The sequence below is a fragment of the Microterricola pindariensis genome (assembly GCF_002936985.1).
In the GTDB taxonomy this organism is placed as follows: Bacteria; Actinomycetota; Actinomycetes; order Actinomycetales; family Microbacteriaceae; genus Microterricola; species Microterricola pindariensis.
This window is the reverse complement of the sequence record NZ_MPZN01000024.1, coordinates 14,959-36,164: the sequence shown is the minus strand read 5'-3', so window position 1 is coordinate 36,164 and position 21,206 is coordinate 14,959. Positions and strand designations below refer to the sequence as shown.

18 protein-coding genes and 7 tRNA genes are annotated in these 21,206 nt (G+C 70.1%); 8 read left to right on the top strand and 17 right to left on the bottom strand.

Annotated features, from left to right (window positions below; translation table 11 throughout):
• Window positions 1–64: 64 nt before the first annotated feature.
• The 14 genes from GY24_RS08965 to zapE form a co-directional block, all read right to left on the bottom strand.
• Window positions 65–136 (bottom strand) — tRNA-Gly (locus GY24_RS08965).
• Window positions 137–168: 32 nt separating this feature from the next.
• Window positions 169–243 (bottom strand) — tRNA-Val (locus GY24_RS08960).
• A gap of 93 nt (window positions 244–336) precedes the next feature.
• Window positions 337–408: transfer RNA gene (locus GY24_RS08955), tRNA-Gly, on the bottom strand.
• A 70-nt stretch (window positions 409–478) separates the two neighbouring features.
• Window positions 479–553: transfer RNA gene (locus tag GY24_RS08950), tRNA-Val, on the bottom strand.
• Window positions 554–588: 35 nt separating this feature from the next.
• Window positions 589–659 (bottom strand) — tRNA-Cys (locus GY24_RS08945).
• A gap of 52 nt (window positions 660–711) precedes the next feature.
• Window positions 712–783, bottom strand: a tRNA-Gly gene (locus tag GY24_RS08940).
• A gap of 85 nt (window positions 784–868) precedes the next feature.
• Window positions 869–1,150: a hypothetical protein gene (locus GY24_RS08935; protein ID WP_104475320.1), complete on the bottom strand. Its 282-nt coding sequence runs from the start codon at window positions 1,148–1,150 to the stop codon at window positions 869–871.
• 131 nt (window positions 1,151–1,281) lie between these two features.
• A tRNA-Val gene (locus GY24_RS08930) sits at window positions 1,282–1,354 on the bottom strand.
• Window positions 1,355–1,570: 216 nt separating this feature from the next.
• Window positions 1,571–3,007, bottom strand: coding sequence for an HNH endonuclease signature motif containing protein (locus GY24_RS08925; protein WP_104475319.1), 1,437 nt, complete (start codon window positions 3,005–3,007; stop codon window positions 1,571–1,573).
• Window positions 3,008–3,831: 824 nt separating this feature from the next.
• Window positions 3,832–4,476: an SOS response-associated peptidase gene (locus tag GY24_RS08920; RefSeq protein ID WP_104475318.1), complete on the bottom strand. Its 645-nt coding sequence runs from the start codon at window positions 4,474–4,476 to the stop codon at window positions 3,832–3,834.
• 43 nt (window positions 4,477–4,519) lie between these two features.
• Complete coding sequence (locus GY24_RS08915; protein WP_104475317.1) at window positions 4,520–5,017, bottom strand: type II toxin-antitoxin system PemK/MazF family toxin; 498 nt, start codon at window positions 5,015–5,017, stop codon at window positions 4,520–4,522.
• Between the two features lie 5 nt (window positions 5,018–5,022).
• Complete coding sequence (locus GY24_RS08910) at window positions 5,023–6,090, bottom strand: ammonium transporter (protein WP_104475316.1); 1,068 nt, start codon at window positions 6,088–6,090, stop codon at window positions 5,023–5,025.
• Between the two features lie 81 nt (window positions 6,091–6,171).
• Window positions 6,172–7,392, bottom strand: coding sequence for an ammonium transporter (locus GY24_RS08905; RefSeq protein WP_104475315.1), 1,221 nt, complete (start codon window positions 7,390–7,392; stop codon window positions 6,172–6,174).
• Window positions 7,393–7,519: 127 nt separating this feature from the next.
• On the bottom strand, window positions 7,520–8,560 hold the full coding sequence (zapE, locus tag GY24_RS08900) for a cell division protein ZapE (protein ID WP_104475314.1): 1,041 nt from the start codon (window positions 8,558–8,560) through the stop codon (window positions 7,520–7,522).
• A gap of 138 nt (window positions 8,561–8,698) precedes the next feature.
• On the opposite strand from zapE, the gene GY24_RS08895 reads away from it, so the two are divergent.
• Both GY24_RS08895 and GY24_RS08890 read left to right on the top strand, forming a co-directional pair.
• Window positions 8,699–9,616, top strand: coding sequence for a sulfurtransferase (locus GY24_RS08895; RefSeq protein ID WP_104475313.1), 918 nt, complete (start codon window positions 8,699–8,701; stop codon window positions 9,614–9,616).
• 4 nt (window positions 9,617–9,620) lie between these two features.
• Window positions 9,621–10,070: a SufE family protein gene (locus tag GY24_RS08890; protein WP_083363775.1), complete on the top strand. Its 450-nt coding sequence runs from the start codon at window positions 9,621–9,623 to the stop codon at window positions 10,068–10,070.
• A gap of 28 nt (window positions 10,071–10,098) precedes the next feature.
• Here the strand turns inward: GY24_RS08890 and GY24_RS08885 are convergent, their stop codons facing one another.
• Complete coding sequence (locus GY24_RS08885) at window positions 10,099–11,292, bottom strand: alpha/beta hydrolase family protein (RefSeq protein WP_104475312.1); 1,194 nt, start codon at window positions 11,290–11,292, stop codon at window positions 10,099–10,101.
• A gap of 73 nt (window positions 11,293–11,365) precedes the next feature.
• On the opposite strand from GY24_RS08885, the gene GY24_RS08880 reads away from it, so the two are divergent.
• The 4 genes from GY24_RS08880 to GY24_RS08865 all read left to right on the top strand — a co-directional run bounded on the left by GY24_RS08880 (window position 11,366) and on the right by GY24_RS08865 (window position 16,587).
• On the top strand, window positions 11,366–11,962 hold the full coding sequence (locus tag GY24_RS08880) for a DUF3000 domain-containing protein (protein ID WP_083363773.1): 597 nt from the start codon (window positions 11,366–11,368) through the stop codon (window positions 11,960–11,962).
• Window positions 11,955–13,157, top strand: coding sequence for an HRDC domain-containing protein (locus tag GY24_RS08875; RefSeq protein WP_104475311.1), 1,203 nt, complete (start codon window positions 11,955–11,957; stop codon window positions 13,155–13,157). Before GY24_RS08880 ends, GY24_RS08875 begins: the two co-directional genes overlap by 8 nt.
• Window positions 13,158–13,235: 78 nt before the next feature.
• Complete coding sequence (locus GY24_RS08870; protein WP_104475310.1) at window positions 13,236–14,435, top strand: thiolase family protein; 1,200 nt, start codon at window positions 13,236–13,238, stop codon at window positions 14,433–14,435.
• A 13-nt stretch (window positions 14,436–14,448) separates the two neighbouring features.
• Window positions 14,449–16,587 (top strand): 3-hydroxyacyl-CoA dehydrogenase NAD-binding domain-containing protein, encoded by a 2,139-nt coding sequence (locus GY24_RS08865; protein WP_104475309.1) that lies wholly within the window; start codon window positions 14,449–14,451, stop codon window positions 16,585–16,587.
• Between the two features lie 82 nt (window positions 16,588–16,669).
• Here GY24_RS08865 and GY24_RS08860 read toward each other — a convergent pair whose 3' ends face one another.
• Window positions 16,670–17,644 carry an aldo/keto reductase gene (locus GY24_RS08860; protein WP_104475308.1) on the bottom strand — a complete coding sequence of 325 codons (975 nt, stop codon included), beginning with the start codon at window positions 17,642–17,644 and terminating at the stop codon, window positions 16,670–16,672.
• A gap of 217 nt (window positions 17,645–17,861) precedes the next feature.
• On the opposite strand from GY24_RS08860, the gene GY24_RS08855 reads away from it, so the two are divergent.
• Both GY24_RS08855 and GY24_RS08850 read left to right on the top strand, forming a co-directional pair.
• Window positions 17,862–18,527 carry an NUDIX hydrolase gene (locus tag GY24_RS08855; RefSeq protein WP_104475307.1) on the top strand — a complete coding sequence of 222 codons (666 nt, stop codon included), beginning with the start codon at window positions 17,862–17,864 and terminating at the stop codon, window positions 18,525–18,527.
• Between the two features lie 41 nt (window positions 18,528–18,568).
• A complete protein-coding gene (locus tag GY24_RS08850; protein ID WP_104475306.1) occupies window positions 18,569–19,099 on the top strand; it encodes a dihydrofolate reductase family protein in 531 nt (176 codons plus the stop codon).
• A gap of 3 nt (window positions 19,100–19,102) precedes the next feature.
• Here GY24_RS08850 and dxs read toward each other — a convergent pair whose 3' ends face one another.
• On the bottom strand, window positions 19,103–21,019 hold the full coding sequence (gene dxs / locus GY24_RS08845; RefSeq protein WP_104475305.1) for a 1-deoxy-D-xylulose-5-phosphate synthase: 1,917 nt from the start codon (window positions 21,017–21,019) through the stop codon (window positions 19,103–19,105).
• Window positions 21,020–21,206 lie beyond the last annotated feature (187 nt).

Sequence of the window (21,206 nt, the reverse complement as noted above, 5' to 3'; positions counted from 1 at the left end):
GAGGCCGTGCCGCCGGCGCGAAAAAGGCCCGCCAGATTTCTCTGACGGGCCTGCTGCGTTTCTGAGCGGATGACGAGATTCGAACTCGCGACCCTCACCTTGGCAAGGTGATGCGCTACCACTGCGCCACATCCGCATTGTGTTGCTGCCACACGCTCCTGCGATGCGTGGTGGGCGATACTGGGATCGAACCAGTGACCTCTTCCGTGTCAGGGAAGCGCGCTACCGCTGCGCCAATCGCCCATTTCTGGGGGTGTTGCCTGCACTCGCGGGCCGAGAATGCCCGTGAGCCACAAAAAACCCACCAGATCTCCTGGTGGGCTCTTCATGTTTCTGAGCGGATGACGAGATTCGAACTCGCGACCCTCACCTTGGCAAGGTGATGCGCTACCACTGCGCCACATCCGCATTGTGTTGCTGCCCAGGATCTTACACCTGTGCTTCAAGCAAAAACCCCCGGCAGTCCGGGGGCTTTACTTGGTGGGCGATACTGGGATCGAACCAGTGACCTCTTCCGTGTCAGGGAAGCGCGCTACCGCTGCGCCAATCGCCCATTTCTGGGGTGCTGCTTGGGGGTGGAGTGCTACGAGGTGGCGACGGGATTCGAACCCGTGTGGACGGCTTTGCAGGCCGCTGCCTCGCCTCTCGGCCACGCCACCATTGTGGGTTCCCCACCTGTGTTACCGAAACTGGCTTGCTCGGCTTCACTCGAGCGGATGACGAGATTCGAACTCGCGACCCTCACCTTGGCAAGGTGATGCGCTACCACTGCGCCACATCCGCATTTCTTTTTCATCGCATTTCTGCGACGTCAGAAACTCTAACCGATGGATCTCTCGATCACCAAACCGGCGAAACCCGGGCGTGTTCAATCATCGCCGTCGTGGTGCCGCGCGGGGTTGGAGAACCCGCCAATCTCGTGCAGCTGACCCTCCCCGGGGAAGAAGCCATTGAAGCCGGCATGCGGGTCCCTCTCCACCTGCTCGGCCAGTTCGCGCTCCTCCGCTTCTTCCTCAGCCTCCTCCTCGGCGGCGGCCTCGGCTTCTGCCCGCACAGCGGCTGCTGCTGCGGCGTCGGCTTCACCGGCTGCGGCGGCCGCTGCGTTCTCTGCCGCCGCGTCGTTGGCTTCGGATTCCGGTGCGCGGTTCATGTCCTCAGTCATGTGGGCAAGATACTCCGCCGCCTGCCGGCACGCTAGGTCCGCCGGCGTGCCCTGCAGCGTTCTGCACCGTTCCGCACCGGGGCAACAAAAAACCCCCGACCGAGGCCGGGGGTTGTGTGTGGGCGATACCGGACTCGAACCGATGACCTCTTCCGTGTGAAGGAAGCGCGCTACCAACTGCGCCAATCGCCCATTTCTGGAACTGTTTCTCGCTCTCACCAACGTGCCGTGATCGCGATTACCGATACTAGCCGACGCCGGTGCCTCAATGCACATCGAGCGTGCGCCCCGGCGTTTCGGGGTGCGGCAGAGAGTGCTCCAGCCCGTCCACACACCGGTGTCGCGCTGGCTCGAGGGAGCGTGCGACCGAAGCCGCTTTCGGCACCACAGGCCCAGCGGTACGGGGCTCTAGAACGGCGGGGCCACTTCGCGAGTTGAACCAGCCGTGCCGCGAATCCCCACTGGCTCTCCCCCGCCGGTGGAGCCTGTCGAAACCTGTGACCCGGACGGCCCCGGATGTCGGGGCGGCGCGTGTTGCATCCGGGGTGCTGTGGTCGTGTACTCCCGGCCGCTCGGTGAGGTCCAGCTCAGGGTGCCGTTGCCGGTCTGCTCCACCCGCCAGCGGGAGTTGTGCTTGAGCCGGTGGTGCTTCTTGCACAGCACCGCCAGGTTCTCCTCGACGGTCAGCCCGCCGCTCTCCCAGGCCCGGGTGTGGTCGGTCTCCGAGCACTCCGCCTTGCGGGTGCAGCCCGGGAACCGGCACGTCTCGTCCCGGTACAGGATCCAGCGCCGCAGCGACGCGCTCAACCGGTACTGGGTCGGGTCCAGCTGCAGCGGGGTGCCGTCGAGCGGGTCGATCAGGATCCGGTACAGGGTCGGCGCCTGCGCGACGAGCCGGCGGGCCGTGTCGGCGTCGATCGGCCCGTAGCCGTGCAGCTCGGCCGGCTCCTCGGAGGTGCCGATCAGCGTGTCGATGCCGATGGTGAGTTTGGGGACGGCGACGAAGACCTCGGGGCGGGCGAAGGCGAGCGTCGGGATGTGGGTCTGGCCGTCGTCGGTACTCTGGGCGGGGAGGCCGAGGAGGAGTTCGGCGGCGATGTCGGCCTCCAGTTGGGCGTGCGTGCCTGCGCTGAGGATGCGGTCGGTCGTCTCGCGCGCCTCCACAATCACACCCTCGGCGCTTTCTGAGGCCTCGCGTTGCGCTTCGGTGGCAAGATCGCCCACCCGGGTGCTGATGGCCAGCGCCTTCTCCGCCTCCAGGTAGAGGTGCAGCCAGGCCATCCCGTCGGCGTCGGGCTCGAACACCAGCCGCCGGTCCGCCCTCGACCGGGCCGCGCGCTCGGCGAGGGCGTCCGGGTGCAGCCGGTCGCGAAGGCGGGAGACGGCTTTGTGGAAGGCGGACACATTCATGGTGCGGGCCTTGACCAGCGCCTCCCGCTCGAACCGGGCGTGCACGGCGGGCGGCAGGAAGACGGCCGCGGCGAGGATCTCGCGGGCATGCCGGAGCGTGATGGTCCCGGAGCCCAGCTCGGCCAGCGTGTTGGTGAAGGGCCCGCAGAGCTGGCCGGCCTCATAGATCAGGCCGACCATGGTCCGCTCATGCACCCGCAGGATGAGGGCGAGCTCGGCGGTGATGCTGCGCCGGGCGAACTGCTCATCCAGGGAGGGTCGGCCGCCGAGCGGGTCGGCGATCGCCACCGCCCGGCGCACCGCCTCGTCGATCCGCCGGTAGCGTTCCGCCTGCAGAACACACTCTGCGGAAGCCCCCGAACTCAGCTCGGCCAGGCACGCATCCAGCACCGGGTCGGACCCGATCCCGGGGGCCTGCGCTGGCTGCGTTTCCATGACTGAAGCGTCTCACCGACCTCTGACACTGAGTGGCGGAAACAGGCCCAAAACAGGCCGTTTCTGAGTGATGCTCGAGTTCTGTTACCTAATCGTGACCTTCGGCGGCGAGCGTTGCGGGTTGGCTCCGGGGCTTCGCTCGTTCCTCGCTCAGCCGACGTGGGGAGGGACGTTCAGCCGGCATGGAGACGAGCGGGGACTCGGAGCGCGGGGGCAGGTTGGCGAGGTCGGGTCGCCGGGTCTCGATACGGCGCTGGCGCGCCTACTCGACCAACGGTGGTGGCGACAGCCCGCCGCCGCGGCCATCCGCACGTCGGCTGGAGGGGGCCGCGCCGCGAGGAACGAGCAGCGCAGCCCCCGAAGCCCGGGAGCGGACAACGAACGATTGCGCCGGCATCCGCGTCGACGCGAGTTCTCCCGCGCGAGCAGGCTCGGGCGATTGTCGCGTCGGGCGCTGGCGCGCCTACTCGACCAACGGTGGTGGCGGCAGCTTGCCCCCGCGGCGGCCGTCCGCACGTCGGCTGGAGGGGGCCGCGCCGCGAGGAACGAGCAGCGCAGCCCCCGAAGCCCGGGAGCTGACAGGGAACAGGCGCCCGCAGCATCCGACGGGAACGGCACCCGAGCCTCGTGCGTCGTTGGTGCGCACACGAGCAACCGTGTCGGGTTGGCTCCGGGGCTTCGCTCGTTCCTCGCTCAGCCGGCGTGGAGAGGCCAGTGGAGAGGGGGTGGGGACGGGTGCGCAGCCGACGTCGGATCGCGGCCCGGTGCGGCAGTCGTCCGCAGATCGTCGCCTCGGCAGGGCTCCACGGCCTCGTCGGCGCGGCTCAGGCGGCGTGCGGGACGACGGCGTCGGCGAGCTCGTTGGAGGCCGCGAGCGTGGCGCCGATGAGCGTGCCGTCTGCGGTGACGTCGGGGGCGAGCCAGTCCGCGTACATCGCTGGCGGCACGATCAGCGGCATCCGGTCGTGAATCTCCTCGACGTGGCTGGCGGCCGGCCTGGTGACGATTGCGTAGGACACCACCCAGCCGTCATCCGTGCCCGCCGCGTCGGAGCGATCGAGGTTGTAGATCGCGGCCAGGCTGAACAGCTCTCCCCCGAGGTCGAAGCGGCGCCCCTTCTCGAAGTAGTGGGTGACGGGCACGAGCGCCCGGCGCGCCCGCGCCGGCCCCAGCCAGGCGCCCTTCAGCAGGTTCTCGCTGCGGGCGTTGATGGTCGAGAACTTCGGCCGCTGGCCGCCCACCCAGAGCTGCCACCAGGCCAGGTCCACCCGGCGCACCGCTTCACCGTCGAGCAGGCGCTCGCGCACCAACGGGTTGAGGTTCAGAGCGCGCGGGCCCGTCGGCTTGACCACGGTGCCGGCATTCTGCGCCAGCCAGTCGACGACGGCGTCGTTGCGGCCGCGCTCGTCGAAGGCGAAGTGCTCGTCCAGCTCTTCCGGGGTCGTTTCCAGTCCGTAGCTCGCACACATGCGCTCAGGCTAACCCCACCGGCCGACAGAGCACAGCCCCGGGTTACCTCCAGCCATATCGGGCGCGCAGGGCGGACGCCACCGCGTCGAAACGACGCCGGTCAAGCGAGGCCCCCTCCCGACGCATCCCGGACGGGAAGACGCGGAACACCCGGTCGATCTTCACCCAGCTCGCCCGGCCGCTGGAATCCCACGGGCCGGAGCCGAGCGCCAGCTGGTCCGGGTCGCCGTCGTGGCCCTTGCTGGTGAGCTGCACTGCCAGCAGCGCCCCGCCCCGGCCGCCCGCCACGATGAGCACGGGGCGGTCCTTGCCGCGGCCGTCGTGCTCCTGGTAGGGCACCCACGTCCAGACGATCTCGCCCGGATCCGGGTTGCCGTCGGTGCTCGGGCTGTAGCTCATCCGCACGCGGCCGACGGTGCGCGGGTCGACCTCGCTCGTCGCCTCCCTCCCGTACCGCCCCGGCGATGCCTCCCCGTCGGTGCGCGGCAGGCCCCGGAGCGCGCCCCGCAGCGCCGACCAAAGCCCCGTGAACGCGGCCATGGCGCCTACTCGGCCAGCTCGGGTCGCTGGCGCAGCCAGACCAGCTGCGCACTGACCCGGCGGATGACGAAGGCGAGCGTCGCGGCGAACGCGAACGCGAACGCGGTCACGACGGCGATGGAGAACAGCTGCGCGCCCAGCTGCATCCAGCTGCCGGTCAGCAGCCCGCCGACCCCGTCCCCGAGGATCCCGATGAAGACGAGCCCGAGCGCGGCCGCGGCGAACTGGGTGAGCAGCAGCCCGAACACCGAGCCGCGCGGGCCAGCAATGGCGGACGCCACGGCGCCGGCCGCCAGGCCGAGCACCCCGGCCCAGAACGGGGTGAGCACGTCGGCCGCCGCCGTGATGGCGACGAGCCCAGCGAACACGCCGCGCACCGCCCCGTCAAGGCTGAAGCGGCGGTGTCGGATGCGTTCGACCACGGCCCAGGCCAGCGCCGCGCAGAGCGGCGCGACGAGGGTGTTCGCCGCGGCGACGAGCGCCGTGGCATCCGGCACCGCCTCGGAGCCCACCGTCACCGCGAAGAAGCCGATCCAGAGGGCGGCGATCGTCAGCATGGCCCGCCGCGGCGCGGCGACGGCCACGATGGGCCCCCGGTTCCTGGCCACGAGCAGCCAGCCCAGGCCGGCCGCCGAGCTGCCGAGGAACAGCAGGGCGGCGCCGCCGAAGTCGAGCAGTCCGAGGCCGACGACCAGCCAGCCGTCGACGAGGTTGAGGGTCCACCCGGCCACGGGGAACGCCACGATCAGGGCCCAGACCGCCACGAAGACGAGCCAGCCGATGAGCGGAACCCTGCCGCCGGCTGCTGCGGACTCGCGGGGCATCACGGCACCGAGCTGCACCGCCGTCAACGCGACCGTCATGCCGTAGAAGATGCTCAGCCCCGGCGAGGCATCGGCCCCGAGCACGCTCTGGGCGCCGGTCAGCGCCCAGAGCGCCAGCACGAGGGCGGCAGCGGCGGCGACCCAGGGCAGCTGTTGCATGCGGAGCCCGCCGAGCAGCGCGAGGCCGGCGGCGAGCACCGGCAGCAACGCCGCGAAGGCCAAAACGAAGCCGGGATCGTCGTAGTTCACTGGGGTCCTCTCCGGGCGCCGGGCGCACGAGAAGGCCCCTGCAGAACACCCTAGCGGGCGCGCTGCAGGGGCCGTCGTCGTCTAGAGCTCGCTCAGCGCGTAGCCCTCCTCGCCGTGCACGACGGTGTCGATGCCAGCCACCTCGTCGGCGTTCTTGACGCGGAAGCCGATGGTCTTCTCGATGGCGAAGCCGAGGCCGAAGGCCACCGCGAAGGAGTAGAGCAGCACCGCGGCGGCCGCGATCACCTGGACCGCCAGCTGGCCGAGGTCGCCGCCGGTGAACAGGCCGGTGCCGATCGCGAAGAAGCCGAGGTAGAGGGTGCCGATGATGCCGCCGACCAGGTGGATTCCGACAACGTCGAGCGAGTCGTCGAAGCCGAGCTTGAACTTGAGCTCCACCGCGAGGGCGCACACGGCGCCGGCGAGCACGCCGAGCAGCAGCGCCCAGCCGGGCTCGAGGTTGGCGCAGGCCGGGGTGATGGCGACGAGGCCGGCAACCGCACCGGATGCCGCGCCCACTGCCGTGGCCTTGCCGTCCTTGATCTTCTCCACGACCATCCAGCCGAGGATGGCGGCGGCGGTTGCGCCCAGCGTGTTGACGACGATGAGGCCGACGTTGGCGAGGCCGTTCAGCCACTCGGCGCCGGCGTTGAAACCGAACCAGCCGAACCAGAGGATCGCGGCGCCGAGCAGCACCAGCGGCACGTTGTGCGGCTTCGTGATGCCCTTCTGGAAGCCGACACGCTTGCCGAGGACGAGTGCCAGGGCCAGCGCCGCCGCACCGGCGTTGATGTGCACCGCCGTGCCGCCGGCGTAGTCGATGACGCCGGGCAGGCCGAGCGTGTTGCCGAGCTCCATGATCCAGCCGCCGCCCCACACCCAGGCCGCGACCGGGAAGTAGACCAGGGTTGCCCAGATGCCGGCGAAGATCATCCAGGCGCCGAACTTGGCCCGATCGGCGATCGCCCCGGAGATCAGCGCGACGGTGATGATCGCGAAGGTCGCCCCGAACGTGGCGCCGAGCAGGTCGGTGTTCGACGTCTCGCCGGTCGCGAGCGAGCCGAGGCCGAAGTCGGCGAACGGGTTGCCGGCGAAGTCGGTCGGCGCGTCGACCGCGCTCATGCTGAACCCGTACAGGATCCACAGCACGCTGATCAGCCCGAGTGCCCCAAAGCTCATCATCATCATGCTGACGACGCTCTTGGCCTTGACCAATCCCCCGTAGAAGAATGCGACGCCCGGCGTCATCAACAGCACGAGTGCCGTTGCCGTGATCGCCCAAGCAATGCTGCCTGTGTCCATGATTGCACCTCTCGAAGTTTCCATTGGGGACGTGCCCACAGTGGCCCTCGGAGGTTTCGGCGAGAGTGCCGCTCGTGTTTCAGCGGCGTTACGAATGCCGGCCGCGCGTAACGGGCGTGTTTCGCGCTCAGTCGTGCGGGGGCAGCTCCCCCGTGGTCAGCGCGATCAGGCGTGACATGGCGCGCTGGTACTTCTTGCGGTAGCCGCCACCCATCATGTCGTCGTCGAAGACCTCGCTGAGCGGGGTGCCGCTGGCGATGATGGGGATCTCGGCGTCGTAGACGCGGTCGATGAAGGCGACGAGGCGCAGCGCGTCGGTCTGGTTGTGCAGCACGTGCGCGCCCGTGAGGGAGATCACGTCGATGCCGCGGATCATCTTGATGTACTTGGACGGGTGCACCGTAGCCAGGTGCGCCATCAGCTCGTCGAAGCTGTCGGAGCTGACCGCGCTGCCGCGCTCGGCCATCGTTCCGACCATGTGTGCCAGTGCGGCATCCTCGACCGTCGTGGCCCGCCCCTCGACGTTGCGGCGGCGGTAGTCGAGGCCGTCGATGCGCACGGTCATGAAGTTGGAGGAGAGCGCCTGGATCTCGCGGAGGAAGTCTGAGGCGGCGAAGCGGCCCTCGCCGAGCGAGTTCGGCGGGGTGTTGGATGTCGCGGCCACGCGGGTGCCCGTGGCCATCAGCTCGCCGAGCAGGCGGGTCATCAGCATGGTGTCGCCCGGGTCGTCCAGCTCGAACTCGTCGATGCAGATCAGCTGGGTGCCGCGCAGCAGCGCCACGGTCTCGGCGTAGCCGAGCGCCCCGACGAGCGCCGTGTACTCGATGAAGGTGCCGAAGTACTTGGGGCCGGGCGCAGCATGCCAGAGCGAGGCGAGCAGGTGCGTCTTGCCGACGCCGAAGCCGCCGTCGAGGTAGATGCCGGGCAGCGCAGCCTTGGGCTTGCGGTTGCGCGAGAAGAAGCCGCCGGGGCGCTGGGCGCGCCAGACCGCCTCGAACTCCTTGAGGTGCTCTATTGCCCCCGCCTGGGAGGGGTAGTCGGCGTCGGGACGGTAGGACTCGAACGAGGCGTGCGCGAACTGGGGCGGCGGCACGAGGCCACCGGCGATCTCGCTGCCGGTGATGCTCGGCGAACGATCGATCAGACGAAGTGCGGTGGAGCTCTGCATGCGCGCGCGTGCCGTTTCTGCTGTGGAGACGCGCACGCTCTGTCGAGGACGCGTAGATTTGGGGGTGTGGACAGGCATCCAGCCTAATCTGCTCCCCCACATTCTTTCGCCCGCCAGGGCGCCAGCCAGGAGGCCACCATGCCCGTCGACAACGACACCGCTTCGAAGTTCGCCGAGTACGCGCACCCCGAACGGCTGGTCTCCACCGAGTGGCTGGCCGCCCACCTCGGCGAGCCCGGTCTGGTCGTCGTGGAGAGCGACGAGGACATCCTGCTCTACGAGATGGGGCACATCCCCACCGCGGTGAAGATCGACTGGCACACCGACCTGAACGACCACGTGTTGCGCGACTTCGTGCAGGGCAAGGAGTTCGCCCGCCTGCTCGGCGAGAAGGGCATCAGCCGCGACAGCACGGTCGTGCTCTACGGCGACAAGAACAACTGGTGGGCGGCGTACGCCCTGTGGATCTTCTCGCTGTTCGGCCACGAGGACGTGCGGCTGCTGGACGGCGGCCGCGACCTGTGGATCGCGGAGGGGCGCGAGCTCACCACGGAGGCCCCGGCCCCGGCATCCGTCGAGTACCCCGTCGTCGAGCGGGACGACGCGACCCTGCGCGCCTTCAAGGAGGACGTGCTCTCGCACTTCGGCAACCCGCTGATCGATGTGCGCTCCGTCGAGGAGTACACCGGTGAGCGCACCGAGATCCCCGGCTACCCCTCGGAGGGCGCACTGCGCGCCGGCCACATCCCGAGCGCGGCCAGCGTGCCCTGGGCACGGGCGGCCGCCCCGGACGCCACGTTCAAGAGCCGCGCGGAGCTCGAGGCCATCTACCAGGGCGAGGCGGGTCTCGCCGAGGGCGACGACGTCATCACCTACTGCCGCATCGGGGAGCGCTCCAGCCACACCTGGTTCGTGCTCACCCACCTGCTCGGCTTCGAGGGCGTGCGCAACTACGACGGCTCCTGGACGGAGTGGGGCAGCGCCGTGCGCGCGCCGATCGCCCAGGGCGCCGAGCCCGGCAGCGCGACCGCTCCGCACACCAGCGTGGCAAAATAGTCGGGTGACCACGACAGCAGAGCTCCCTGAACAACTGGCCGAGATTCGCGACGACTTCCTCGCCCTCGAGCAGCGCGACAGGCTGCAACTTCTGCTCGAGTTCTCGAACGAGCTGCCCGAGCTGCCCGAGCGCTACCAGGACCACCCGGACCTGTTCGAGCGCGTCGAGGAGTGCCAGTCCCCCGTCTTCCTCTTCGTCGAGGTCGACGACGCCGGCGCCGTGCAGCTGTACGCGACGGCCCCGGCCGAGTCGCCGACGACGCGCGGCTTCGCGTCGATCCTGGCGCAGGGCCTGTCCGGCCTGAGCGCCGAGCAGGTGCTCGCCGTGCCCGACGACTTCCCGCAGACGCTTGGCCTGACCCAGGCCGTCTCGCCGCTGCGGATCCGCGGGATGACGGGCATGCTCGGCCGCACCAAGCGCCAGATCCGCGCCCGCCTCGCCCTCGCGGGCTAGAGCGGTCGCGGGCTGGAGCGCTCGCGGCTCAGAGCCCGGCCAGCCAGGAGCGGATCGCCCCGTTCCACCGCTCCGGGTCGTAGTTCCAGAGCTTGGTGTGCCGGGCGCGCGCGAACTCCTCGAAGGTGACGATGTCCGGACGGGCCGCCGCCAGCTCGCGGGAGCCCGCGATCGGGACGAAGCCGTCGTCGACGCTGTGCATGAGCAGGATCGGCAGCGTGAGCTCCGCCGACCGGACCGCCATGTCGAGGCGCTCGAAGTCGATCGGCCGCTCGAGGCCGGTGACGGCGCGCCCCCACGGGGAGGAGATGGCCTGGATCGCGGCGCTGTTGACGGCGCGCGGCAGCCCGTAGCCCGCCCCCTGGAAGTGCAGGATGTCGTGCCAGTCGACGGCCGGCGACTCCAGCACGATCCCGCGCAGCAGATCGCGCTCCTCGGCCCTGAGCGCCGTCTGCATGGCGATCGCGCCGCCCATCGACCAGCCCATCAGCACGATGTCGCGTGCGCCGTGCTCGCGCGCGAAGCGCAGGGCGGCGGCGACATCCTGCCATTCCGTGTCGCCGAGGCCGTAGCGACCGTCGCGGCTCTCCGGCGCCTCTCCGTCGTTGCGGTAGGAGACGATGAGGCTGTGCATGCCTGCCTCGTGGAAGACGGGGATCGCGCGCAGGCACTCCTGCCTGCGCACCGCGCGGCCGTGCACCTGCACCACCCACCGGGTGCTCGGCCCGGCCGCCGGAACCCACCAGGCGGGGGCCGGGCCGACCGGCGTCGGCACGGTGACGTTCTCGTAGGGCAGCTCGAACTCCCACGGCCCGAGGTAGAACCAGCCGCTCCACCGCCCTTCCGAGGCCAGCGCCAGCTGGCCGAAGTCGACCCCGAGCAGCCGCCGGGTCACGGTGGACTCGGAGCGCCGCAGGACCTCGCCGACACGGGCGTGGCCCTGGTCGGCGCTGAACCAGAGGCCGTAACGGCCGTCGACGACCGTGTCGTTGTCCGCGGCGAGGACGATGGTGGCATCCGCCAGGTTGGCGTCGAGGATGCGCTGCTCGTCCTTCCTGCCGCGCGGGGGTGTGACCACGGTGCGGGCGAAGACGGCGACCACGGTGGCCAGCGCGGCGCCGACGGTGAGCACGGTGGCGCCCAGTGCGATACCGCCGCCGATCAGCCAGCGGCGGAGGGCACGCCCACCCCGCACATTCCCACCGGTTCCGTGTGCATCCATGCGAATTCCCCGTCAGCCACATCGTGCGGCGTGCCTCACCGACAGCGCCATGAAAAAACTCTAGTCTGCACTCGTGCCCGAATCACCGTCTGAGCCTCACCTCCCGCCGGAGTTCCAAGCGGCAATCGACGCGGCACGTCGGGCCGCGACCCGCCCGGAGTTGATCGTCACCGAGATCCCGGCGCCAGGCAGCCTGGCGCCGCACGCGCTCGCCCTGGCGGCGGATGTCTCGCCCTCCCGGCACGGCAGCGACTCCGACTTCGGAACGGGCCGATTCATCCTGCTCTACGACCCTTCGGAGCCGGAGGAATGGGGTGGGCGGTTCCGTGTCGTCTGCTTCGCCCAGGCTCCATTGGAGACCGAGATTGGCCTCGATCCGTTCCTCGCCGACGTAGCATGGTCATGGCTTGTCGACGCGCTCGACGCCCGTGGGGCGGAATACTCCGCGGCATCCGGCACGGCAACCAAAATTCTCTCCACCGGTTTCGGGGAGCTCTCTGCACAAGGCGATGGCGCCCAGATCGAACTGCGCGCCTCCTGGACGCCACGCGATCACAACGTTGCTCCTCACGTCGAAGGCTGGGGTGAACTCCTGTGCATGCTCGCCGGGCTGCCCCCGACAATGGAAGGCGTGAGCATGCTGACACCGAAACGACACAACCGTGGCTGAACCGCAGCGCCACGTCATCGACACGCGGGCCGAGTACCTCGAGGCCGTCGAGCTGATTGCGGCCGGCACCGGCCCGATCGCCATCGACGCCGAGCGCGCCAGCGGCTTCCGCTACTCGCAGCGCGCCTACCTGATCCAGGTGTTCCGCCGCGGCGCCGGCGTGTTCTTGTTCGACCCGCCGGCCGTCGGCGGATTCGAGGAGCTGCAGGCCGTCATCGCCGACGTCGAGTGGGTGCTGCACGCCGCCAGCCAGGACATCGCCTGCCTGCGCGAGGTCGGCCTCGACCCGGCGACGATCTTCGACACCGAGCTCTGCGCCCGCCTGCTGGGCTTCGCCCGGGTCGGCCTCGGGACCGTGATCGAGCAGCAGCTCGGCATCCACCTGGCCAAGGAACACTCGGCCGCCGACTGGTCCACCCGCCCGCTGCCCGCATCCTGGCTGGAGTACGCCGCCCTCGACGTGGAGCTGCTGGTCGACCTGCGCGACTCGCTGGAGAAGCTGCTCGTGGAGTCCGGCAAGGAGGAGATCGCGCGGCAGGAGTTCGCGGCCGTCCTGACCAAGGAGGCCAAGCCGGCCGCCGCCGAGCCGTGGCGCCGTCTCTCCGGGATTCACGGGGTGCGCGACCGCCGCAGCCTCGCCGTCGCCCGGGAGCTCTGGCTCGCCCGCGACGCCTACGCCCAGGAGATCGACACGGCTCCCGGCCGGCTCGTCCCCGACTCCTCGCTGCTCGCCGTCGTCAAGGCGATGCCGCGCAGCCGCAAGGCCCTCTCCGACATCCGCGAGTTCACCGGGCGGGCCAGCCGCAGCGAGATCGCCCGCTGGTGGGAGGCCGTCGAGCGCGGGCTGAACGCGACCGATCTGCCCGCGGTGCGCGCCAGCAACGACACTCTGCCCCCTCCCCGCGCCTGGTCGGAGCGCAACCCGGAGGCCGACCTGCGCTTGAAGGCGGCCCGCGGCGCCCTGGCCGAGGTGTCGGAGGAGCTGAACATCCCGCTGGAGAACCTGCTCACCCCCGAGTACCTGCGCCGGCTGGCCTGGACTCCCCCGGAATCCGTCGACCCCGACTCGCTCGCCGCTGCGCTGCGCGACCTCGGCGCGCGCCCGTGGCAGATTGACGCTTGTGCACAGAGAATCAGTGACGCCTTTGTAGAAGCCCACCAATCATTGCTCGAATCGTCCGAAGCCCCCTCGTAGGAACCGGCAAACGATTCCGGGGCCGCCCCGGGCACTCCATAGGATCAACTCAGAGTCGATCTGAACGATGGAGGCAAAGTGGCCGAGAGAACTGATGTCGTGTTCGTGGATGGGGTTCGCACCCCATTCGGGCGAGCAGGCGAAAAGGGAATGTACTGGAACACCCGAGCCGACGACCTCGTGGTCAAGGCGATCATCGGGCTGCTCGAGCGCAACCCCGGCGTTCCGAAGGACCGCATTGACGAGGTGGCCATCGCCGCCACGACGCAGCAGGGCGACCAGGGCCTGACCCTCGGCCGCACGGCCGCGCTGCTGGCCGGCCTGCCGAAGTCGGTGCCCGGTTTCGCGATCGACCGCATGTGCGCCGGCGCGATGACCTCGGTGACGACGCTCGGCTCCGGCATCGGCTTCGGCGCGTACGACCTCGTCATCGCGGGCGGCGTCGAGCACATGGGCCGCCACCCGATGGGCATGAACGCCGACCCCAACCCCCGCTTCCTCGCGGAGCGGCTGGTGAGCGCCGACGCGCTCAACATGGGCAACACGGCCGAGCGCATCCACGACCGCTTCCCGCAGCTCACCAAGGAGCGCGCAGACCGCTTCGGCATGCGCAGCCAGCAGAAGGTCGCCGCCGCCTACGCCGCCGGAGAGATCCAGCCCGACCTCGTGCCGGTCGCCCTGCGCACGGATGCCGGCTGGGGCCTCGCCACACAGGATGAGGGCATGCGCCCCGAGACCACCATGGAGGGCCTGGCCACGCTGAAGACGCCGTTCCGTCCGCACGGCCGGGTCACGGCGGGCAACGCCTCCCCCCTGACCGACGGCGCGACCGCCAGCCTGCTGGCCAGCGCCGAGACCGCGGCCGAGCTCGGCCTCCGCGCCAAGATGCGCATGGTGAGCTTCGCCTTCGCCGGCGTCGAGCCGGAGATCATGGGCCTCGGCCCCGTTCCCTCCACCGAGAAGGCGCTCCGCAAGGCGGGCCTCAGCATCACCGACATCGGCCTGTTCGAGCTGAACGAGGCGTTCGCCGTGCAGGTGCTCTCCTTCCTGGACCACTTCGGCATCGACGACGAGGACCCCCGGGTCAACCCCTGGGGCGGCGCGATCGCCATCGGCCACCCGCTGGCCGCGAGCGGCGTGCGGCTGATGATCCAGCTCGCCCGCCAGTTCGAGCAGCACCCCGAGGTGCGCTTCGGCCTCACCGCGATGTGCGTCGGGCTCGGCCAGGGCGGCACCGTCATCTGGGAGAACCCCCACTACACCAACGCTGCGAACTAAGGCGGGAGCACACATGACTGACTACTCGAAGATCGATTTCTCGCTGATCGCCTCCCTCGACCCCGACGAGGTCGTCTCGCACTCCTACGTGCGCGACGTGCCGCTGCCGAGCGGCAAGGTGCTCGCCCTCGTCACCCTCGACAATGGCCGCGACCACACCCGCCCGAACACCATGGGCCCGAAAACCATGCTCGAGCTCGGCCGCACCTACGACGCGCTCACCGAGCGCGCCGCGCGCGGCGAGATCCACGCCGTCGCCACCACCGGCAAGCCGTTCATCCTGGCGGCCGGCGCCGACCTCTCCAAGATCAACGAGATCCCGAGTCGCGCCGTCGGACTGCAGATGGCCCAGCTCGGCCACTACGTGCTCGGCAAGCAGGCCACGTTCGGCGTCCCATCCTTCGTGTTCATCAACGGCCTCGCCCTCGGCGGCGGCACCGAGCTGCCGCTGAACGCCGACTACCGCACCATCGACAGCTCGGTTCCCGCCATCGCGCTGCCCGAGGTCTTCCTCGGCCTGATCCCCGGCTGGGGCGGCACCTACCTGCTGCCGAACCTGATCGGCATCGAGAACGCCCTCAAAGTCATCGTCGAGAACCCGCTCAAGCAGAACCGCATGCTCAAAGGCCCGCAGGCGTTCGAGCTCGGCATGGCCGACGCGATGTTCGCCCCGGCGAACTTCCTCGAGGACTCGCTGCGCTGGGCCGACGGCGTGCTCTCCGGCACGGTCACCATCGAGCGCAAGAACGCGCCGGGCAAGATCGAGCGCCTGGTCAAGTGGGATGCCGCCATCGGCATCGCCCGCAAGATGCTCGAGAGCAAGATCGGCACCGTTCCGCAGTCGCCCTACGCCGCCCTCGACCTGCTGAAGGCCGCCAAGAACGGCACCAGGGAGGAGTGCTTCGCGCTCGAGGACGAGGCCCTGGCCGATCGCATCATCAGCGACCAGCTGCAGGCCAGCATCTACGCATTCAACCTCGTGCAGAAGCGGGCCAAGCGCCCGGCCGGCGCCCCGGACAAGGCGCTCGCCCAGAAGGTGACGAAGGTCGGTGTCATCGGTGCCGGCCTCATGGCCAGCCAGTTCGCGCTGCTCTTCGTGCGCCGCCTGCAGGTGCCCGTGGTCATCACCGACCTCGACCAGGGTCGCGTCGACAAGGGCCTCGCCTACATCGCCGAGGAGATCGGCGCGCTGGAGGCCAAGGGCCGCATCTCCCCGGACGAGGCCAACCGGCTGCGGGCCCTCGTCTCCGGCACCACCGACAAGGCCGACTTCAACGACTGCGACTGGGTCATCGAGGCCGTCTTCGAGGACCTCGCCGTCAAGCAGCAGGTGTTCGCCGAGATCGAGAAGCATGTCTCCCCGACCACGATCCTCGCCACGAACACCTCCTCGCTCTCGGTCGAGCAGATCGGCGAGAAGCTCGAGCACCCGGAGCGCGTCGTCGGCTTCCACTTCTTCAACCCGGTGGCCGTGATGCCGCTGCTGGAGATCGTGAAGGCCCCGGCCACGAACGACGCCACGCTGGCGACGGCGTTCGCGACCGCGGCCACGCTGCGCAAGAGCGCCGTGCTCACGGCCGACGCCCCCGGCTTCGTCGTGAACCGCCTGCTGGCCAAGGTGATGGGCGAGGCCGCGCGCGCGGTCGACGAGGGCACCCCGGTGCCGGTCGTCGAGCGGGCGCTGGCCCCGATCGGTCTGCCGATGGGCCCGTTCGAGCTGATCGACCTGGTCGGCTGGGCGGTCGCCGCCCACGTGCAGGACACCATGGTGGACAAGTTCCCGGAGCGCTTCTACGCCTCGGAGAACATGCACAAGCTCTCCCAGCTGTCCCAGGTGGTGGAGAAGAACAAGGCCGGCAAGGTCACCGACTTCACCAAGGAGGCGAAGAAGCTGATGAGCGTGGGCTCGACGCCCGTCGACGAGGCGACGATCCTGCGCCGCGTCGAGGACGAGCTCGCCGGCGAGATCAAGCTGATGCTGGACGAGAAGGTGGTGGCCGCGGCCGAGGACATCGACCTCTGCCTGATCCTCGGTGCCGGCTGGCCGTTCCAGGCCGGCGGGGCGACGCCATACCTGGACCGCGTCGGCGCCAGCCGGCGCGTCTTCGGCGCCACGTTCCACGACCCCGAGATTCGGGGCGTAGGCAACTAGCAGCCACGCGGAAGGGCCCGACCACGGTGTGGTCGGGCCCTTCTGCGCATTCAACCGTTCAGCCGTTCAGCCGTTCAGCCGTTCAGCCGTTCAGCGGCGACATGTCGGCGTAGCGGTCGCCCTTCGGTGCCTCGATCGCGGTCAGCGCCCCGAGCTGCTCCGGGCTCAGCACGAGGGCGTCCGCCGCGACGTTCTCCTCCAGCCGTGAGACGCGCTTCGTGCCGGGGATGGGTGCGATGTCATCGCCCTGGGCCAACAGCCAGGCCAGGGCCACCTGCGCCGGCGTCGCCCCGACCTCGTCGGCGACGGCGTCCACCTCTTCGAGGATGCGCAGGTTGGCCGCCAGATTGTCGCCGATGAAGCGCGGGTTGTGCCTCCGGAAGTCGTCCTCCTCGAACTCATCGATCGAGCGGATGGCACCGGTCAGGAAGCCCCGCCCGAGCGGCGAGTACGGCACGAGCCCGATGGTCAGTTCGCGCAGCACCGGCAGGACGGCGCGCTCGGGGTCGCGCGTCCACAGTGAGTACTCCATCTGCACCGCCGTCACCGGGTGCACGGCGTGCGCCCGCCTGATCGTCTCCGGCGACGCCTCAGAGAGGCCGTAGTGGTGGATCTTGCCGGCTGTGACGAGCTCCGACAGCGCCCCGACGGTCTCCTCGATGGGCACGGCCGGGTCGATGCGGTGCTGGTAGTAGAGGTCGATCCGATCGGTGCCGAGGCGCCGGAGCGACCCCTCGACGGAAGCGCGCACATTCGCGGGGCTGCCGTCGTAGCCGCGACTGCCGTCCGGCCTGCGCACCAGCCCGAACTTGGTGGCGAGCACGACCTCGTCGCGGCGGGCGGCCAGTGCCCGGCCGAGGAGCTCCTCGTTGAGGTGCGGCCCGTACATCTCCGCCGTGTCGAACAGCGTCACGCCGAGGTCGACGGCCCGGTGGATGGTGCGGATCGACTCCGCCTCGTCGGAGCCGGCACCCGAGTAGAACGCCGACATCCCCATGCAGCCCAGGCCGATCCGGCCGACCTCGAGCCCGGTGCTTCCCAACGTGATGTGCTTCATGGCTGGACTCCCCGTCCTGTTCGCGAACCGCGCCAGGGTGAGCCCGCATGCACCCTTGCACACCGCTACCTAAACCCGCGGCGGCGGCGCCGGTCAAGGGCGGGGCGGCAACACCCAGCAACCTCGCGAGTACGCCCGCGTCCGGAGGGCGCCCGGCATCGGCGCGCCTGCCGCCACGCGCGCGCACGCTGCGACGTTTCCTGCCTAGGCTGGGGGCATGCACCCCTCCCCCGACGGCCCCCTCGCGGATCTCGAGGCGCTGGCCGCGCGCAGCCTGGACTGGAGCTCCACGCTGATCCGCAGCCTGCCGGATGCCGGCCACGCTCGGCACGCCGCCGTGCTCGTGCTCTTCGGGGTGCTCGACGACGTGCCGGCGGCGGCGGGCGGACCGGTGCCGCAGGACCTCGACGTGCTGCTCGTGCGGCGCGCCTCGACGCTCGGCAGCCACCCCGGGCAGATCGCCTTCCCCGGCGGCCGGCTGGACGAGACCGACGCCGATGCGACGGCGGCCGCACTGCGCGAGGCCGTCGAGGAGACGGGGGTGGACCCGGGAGGTGTGCGCACCCTGGGCGCCCTGCCGGAGATCCCGCTGGCGGTGAGCAACCACCTCGTCACCCCGGTGCTCGCCTGGTGGACCCGGCCCTCCGAGGTCGTCGCGATCGACCATGCCGAGACGGTGGAGGTGTTCCGGGTTCCGGTCGCCGAGCTGGTGCACCCGGCGAACAGGGCGGTGACCGCGCACGGGGACTATCGGATGCCGGCATTCACCGTCGGCGGGCGCCTGGTCTGGGGCTTCACCGCGCTCGTGCTGGCGCGCCTGTTCGACGAGCTGGGCTGGGCCGAGCCCTGGGACCATGGCCGGGTCGTGCAGCCAGACAGCTGATACCCCTCACCGATGTCGGAGGCCCCTTCTAGGCTGGGTGCATGACTACTCAGTACTACGTCGCCTGCAGCCTGGACGGGTTCATCGCCGACCGCGACAATTCGATCGACTGGCTGCTGCAGTTCGGCTTCGAGGAGTTCGGCTCCCACTACGAGCACTTCCTGGCGGGCATCGGGGCGGTCGTGATGGGCGCGGACACCTATCAGTTCCTGCTCGACGACGACTCAGGCTGGGGCTACACGATGCCGGCCTGGGTGCTCACGCACCGCGAGATGCCCGGGGTCGACGGGGCCGACATCCGCTTCGCCCAGGGCCCCATCGCCGAGGTGCACGCTGCGGCGGTCGCGGCGGCGGGCGACAAGCATGTCTGGGTGATCGGCGGCGGCAACGTCGCGGCCCAGTTCGCCGATGCCGGCCTGCTCGACGAGCTGCTGGTCACGATCATGCCCATCGCGCTCGGCGCGGGCCGGCCGCTGCTGCCGTTGGCCCGCACCACGGCGCTCACCGCAACGGGCACGACGCCGTTCCCCGGCGGCGCGATCGAGCTGCGGTACCGGGTCGGACGGGGCTAGGGCCTAGCCCTCGGCCTTCTTCGGCGGGCCCACGTGCGGCACCTTGCTGCCGGCGAACATCGCGGCGATGTCGGCGGCGATCTGCGGTGCCGTCAGCCCGATGTCGAACATGATCTGGCCGCGGGTGGCGTGGTCGATGAACTCGTCGGGCAGGCCGAGCTCCGTCACGGCGGTCTCGACGCCGGCGCCGCGCAGGTCCTGACGGATGCGGGTGCCGATGCCGCCCACCTTGATGCCGTCCTCGATGCTCACCACGAGGCGGTGCCCGCGGGAGAGCTCGATCACGCTCCGCGGCACGGGGACGACCCAGCGCGGGTCGATGACGGTCGCGCCGATGCCCTGCTCCGCGAGCAGATCGGCGACCTCGAGCGCCACGCTGGCCATCGGGCCGACGGCGACGAGGAGCACATCGCTGGTGGCCGACTCGCGCAGCACGTCCACGCCGTCCTCGGTGCGCCGCTCGGCCTCGAACTCGACGCCGACGCTGCCCTTCGGGAAGCGCAGCACGGTCGGGCCGTCGTCGACGGCCACGGCCTCGGCGAGCTCCTCGCGCAGGCGGGTCGCGTCACGCGGGGCGGCCAGGCGGATGCCGGGGACGACCTGCAGGATGGCGAGGTCCCACATGCCGTGGTGGCTGGGGCCGTCCGGCCCGGTGACACCGGCCCTGTCCAGCACGAAGGTGACGCCGGCCTTGTGCAGCGCGACATCCATCAGCACCTGGTCGAACGCCCGGTTGATGAAGGTGGCGTACACGGCGACGACGGGGTGCATGCCGCCGAACGCCAGGCCCGCGGCGGAGGTGGCGGCGTGCTGCTCGGCGATGCCGACATCCAGGACCCGCTCGGGGAAGCGCTCGGCCATGCGGTGCAGCCCGGTCGGGCGCAGCATGGCGGCGGTGATGCCGACGAGCCGTTCATTGGCGGCGGCGAGCCGCACCATCTCGTCGGCGAAGACCGAGGTCCAGGAGGCCGCGGAGGAGGAGTCCAGCGACTCCCCCGTCTCCGGGTCGATCTGGCCGACCGCGTGGAACTGGTCGGCGGCGTCTTGGCGGGCGGGCTCGTAGCCGCGGCCCTTGTCGGTGATCGTGTGCACGATCACCGGTGCGCCGTAGCCCTTGGCCTGGCGCAGCGCCTCCTCCATCGCCACCAGGTCGTGGCCGTGCACCGGCCCGATGTACTTGATGTCGAGGTTGGAGTAGAGCGCCTCGTTGTTGGAGAAGCGGCTGAGGAAGCCGTGCAGGCCGCCGCGGACGCCGCGGTAGACGGCCCGGCCGGGGCCGCCCATCTTGTCGAAGGCCTTGCGGCTGGACATGTACAGCTCGCGATAGCTCTTGCGCGTGCGCACGGTGTTGAGGAAGCGGGCCATGCCGCCGATGGTCGGGGCGTAGGAGCGGCCGTTGTCGTTGACGATGATGATCAGGCGACGGGCGTTGTCGTCTGTGATGTTGTTGAGGGCTTCCCAGGTCATGCCGCCGGTGAGCGCGCCGTCGCCGACGACGGCGATGACGTGCCGGTCGTTCTGCCCGGTCATGCTGAACGCGCGCGAGATGCCGTCGGCCCAGCTCAGCGAGCTGGAGGCGTGGGAGCTCTCGACGATGTCGTGCTCGGACTCCGAGCGCTGCGGGTAGCCGGCCAGGCCGCCGCGCTGGCGCAGCGTGCTGAAGTCCTGCCTGCCGGTGAGCAGCTTGTGCACGTAGGACTGGTGGCCGGTGTCGAAGACCATGGCGTCGCGCGGGGAGTCGAAGACGCGGTGCATCGCGATCGTCATCTCGACCACGCCCAGGTTGGGTCCCAGGTGCCCGCCCGTCTTGGCGACGTTCTGCACCAAGAACTCCCGCACCTCTGCGGCGAGTTGCACGAGCTGGTCTTTCGAGAGTGCGTCGAGGTCTCGCGGACCCTTGATCGTCTCGAGAAGGCTCACGCCCTACCGCCTTTCAGAAGCGACCGCCTCACATCGGCGGTACCCATCGAGTTTACGCGTATCGCGCTGCCACCCCCGCATTCGGCGCCGAAGCATCCGCTGCCGCCCACTGTTTGCACAGACGCCCTCTGCTAGCGTCGATCGGCGGACCGCGCATTCGCGCCCACCCGAAAGGAACAGCCCCTCC

Bases quoted from the DNA above. Each gene is read 5' to 3' on its own strand.
- GY24_RS08935 (WP_104475320.1), bottom strand. From the start codon at position 1,150: ATGAACCGCGCACCGGAATCCGAAGCCAACGACGCGGCGGCAGAGAAC.
- GY24_RS08860 (WP_104475308.1), bottom strand. From the start codon at position 17,644: ATGAAGCACATCACGTTGGGAAGCACCGGGCTCGAGGTCGGCCGGATC.
- GY24_RS08850 (WP_104475306.1), top strand. From the start codon at position 18,569: ATGACTACTCAGTACTACGTCGCCTGCAGCCTGGACGGGTTCATCGCC.
- GY24_RS08895 (WP_104475313.1), top strand. From the start codon at position 8,699: ATGCCCGTCGACAACGACACCGCTTCGAAGTTCGCCGAGTACGCGCAC.
- zapE (WP_104475314.1), bottom strand. From the start codon at position 8,560: ATGCAGAGCTCCACCGCACTTCGTCTGATCGATCGTTCGCCGAGCATC.
- GY24_RS08855 (WP_104475307.1), top strand. From the start codon at position 17,862: ATGCACCCCTCCCCCGACGGCCCCCTCGCGGATCTCGAGGCGCTGGCC.
- GY24_RS08885 (WP_104475312.1), bottom strand. From the start codon at position 11,292: ATGGATGCACACGGAACCGGTGGGAATGTGCGGGGTGGGCGTGCCCTC.
- GY24_RS08905 (WP_104475315.1), bottom strand. From the start codon at position 7,392: ATGGACACAGGCAGCATTGCTTGGGCGATCACGGCAACGGCACTCGTG.
- GY24_RS08915 (WP_104475317.1), bottom strand. From the start codon at position 5,017: ATGGCCGCGTTCACGGGGCTTTGGTCGGCGCTGCGGGGCGCGCTCCGG.
- GY24_RS08925 (WP_104475319.1), bottom strand. From the start codon at position 3,007: ATGGAAACGCAGCCAGCGCAGGCCCCCGGGATCGGGTCCGACCCGGTG.
- GY24_RS08865 (WP_104475309.1), top strand. From the start codon at position 14,449: ATGACTGACTACTCGAAGATCGATTTCTCGCTGATCGCCTCCCTCGAC.
- GY24_RS08920 (WP_104475318.1), bottom strand. From the start codon at position 4,476: ATGTGTGCGAGCTACGGACTGGAAACGACCCCGGAAGAGCTGGACGAG.